Genomic DNA, 2,313 nt, shown 5'->3' on the forward strand with positions numbered 1-2,313 from the left:
TTCCGGCCGGTCCCCGCCCGGAACGAGCGGCGCCGGAAGTCAGCTTCATCATCTGCACGCGCAACCGCGTCGCCGTGCTCGATGCCTGCATCAAGTCGGTGCAAGCCGCATGCCGCGCACATGCCGGCTTCGCCGCCGAACTCGTGGTCGTCGACAACGGTTCGAGCGACCGCACGGCCGAACGCCTGGCCAGCATCGCGGCTGCGTCGGACATTCCGTTCACGCCCGTTTGCGAGCCGCGCCCCGGATTGGCGGCTGCGCGCAACGCCGGGCTGAGGCGCGCGCGCGGCCGTGTGCTGGTCTTCGTCGACGACGACTGCGCGCTCCATCGCGACTATCTGCGCGATCTGGAGCGACACTATGCGTCCGGGGAACAATGGCTCATCCGGGGCGGCCGTGTCGAGCTTGGCGATGCCAGGGATTTGCCGTTCACCATCAAGCGGTCGTGGGCGCGCGAGCGGCTGACGCCAGATGTTCATCCCGGCGGTTTCGTGCTGGGCTGCAACATGACGATGCACCGCGATGTAGCGGCCCGCATCGGCTATTTCGACGAACGCTTCGGCGCCGGCGGACCATTGCGGTCGGCCGAGGATACCGATTACCTCGTGCGCGCGATGCTGCTCGGCATCGCGGTCGAGTATGTGCCTGACATGACGATTTTCCACCATCACGGCCGGCGGGATCGCAAAGCCATCGAAAAGCTGCATCGCGACTACAGCCTGGGCAATGGCGGGCTCTGCCTGAAGCATGTTCGCCACGCGCCCTGGCTGCTTCGCCATTTCTACTGGGCCGCAAGAGGGGCTTTCAGGGAATTGGCGGGAGGACCCGCCTTCGATCGTGAACTCAACCTGCCGCACTGGCCGATCGTCGCCATGAATTTGCTCGGCGCGGCCAGGTTCGCGGTTCTCCTGCTGGTCAGACGGCCGCGGGCCGAACCGGTGCGGCAAGATCAACAAGCCAATGCCCAGGCGAGGTGAAACGCTGTAATGCCAATGCTGCCGCCAAACCTGCCGATGCTGTTCCGGGCGTTCGGAAAGCGGCAACTGCGCCTGCTTCCGGCGGTGGTGATTCTCGGCCTGGTCAGCGCCGTCCTCGAAGGGTTCGGCATCGGCCTGATCATCCCGTTGCTGGGCATCATCATGGGACACGGGGATGCCGCCGGAATGGCAGGCTTCTCCGCCGTCCTCCAGCACGTCGGATCGGGCTTGAGCGAGCGCGACCGGCTGATCGTCATTTCGGCCGCCATCCTCGGCTCGATCATCCTGAAGAACGTCTTCGCCTTCGCCAACACGCTGCTGACGACCTTCATCTCCGGCAAGGCAAGCCATTCCATCCGCAGCGCCCTGTCGGAGCAGCTGTTGCGGGTCGGCTACCCGTTCTTCCTGCGGCAGAGCCCCGGACGCCTGCTCAACATCATCTCCAACGAATCCTGGCGGGCTTCCGATGCGATCCAGATCATGCTGTCGGCCATCGTCAGCGCATCGGCCGCCATCATCCTCCTGGCTTTCCTGCTGCTGCTTTCGTGGCGCATGACGCTTTTGGTCACGCTCGGACTGGCGCTCGTCCAGATCGCGCACGCCATGCTCTCAGCCAATCTGAAGGAGCCAAGCCGCAGCGTCGCCTCGCGCAACGGCCACCTCGCCTCGCAGATGCTTCACCTTGTGCATGCCGGACGGCTGATCCGCATCTTCGGACAGGAGAACCGGGAAAAGGCGATGTTCGACACGGCGTCGGATGCGGTTCGCCGCGCCTCCTTCGCGCTGCTCGTGCGCCAGGGAGCGCTGCCGCCGCTGACGGAGGTTCTCCACGCCATGCTGTTCCTGGCGGTGGTGATCGGCGCCTGGCTGGCGCAGGTGAGTTTCCCGCTGATCATTGCCTTCGTCATCCTGCTCTACAGGCTGCAGCCGCATATGCGGGCCCTGCAGGGGTCGTGGAGCCAGCTGCAAGGCCTGAGCGGATCGCTTGAGGAGGTGACTTGGCTGCTGGATCCCACAGGCAAGCCGCAACCGCCGCAAGGGGACGGGCCATTCCACGGCCTGCGCCAGGGCATCAAGTTCGACGATGTGACATTCACCTACTCCGGCACGGACCGGCGCGAGGTGGTGCTGCACGCGGCGACATTCGAGATCCGCGGTGGCCGCTCGACGGCGCTGATCGGCCGCTCGGGCGCCGGCAAGACGACGATCGTCAATCTCCTGTGCCGCTTCGTCGAACCGGACACCGGCAACATCCTCGTCGATGGATCGCCGCTCGACCGGATCGATGCCAGCCAGTGGCGCCGGCACATCGCCCTGGCCAGCCAGGAACTGGAAC

General features: G+C 65.6%; 2 protein-coding genes. Both read left to right on the forward strand.

What is annotated here, in order from left to right:
• Positions 1–977, forward strand: a 977-nt coding sequence (locus EN969_RS27330) for a glycosyltransferase (protein WP_245467520.1), incomplete at its 5' end; no start/stop codon positions are given.
• A 9-nt stretch (positions 978–986) separates the two neighbouring features.
• Positions 987–2,313, forward strand: a 1,327-nt coding sequence (locus EN969_RS27335; protein ID WP_164758537.1) for an ABC transporter ATP-binding protein, incomplete at its 3' end; no start/stop codon positions are given.

Source organism: Mesorhizobium sp. M7A.F.Ca.CA.003.01.2.1, assembly GCF_003998945.1.
Classification (GTDB): Bacteria; Pseudomonadota; Alphaproteobacteria; order Rhizobiales; family Rhizobiaceae; genus Mesorhizobium; species Mesorhizobium ciceri.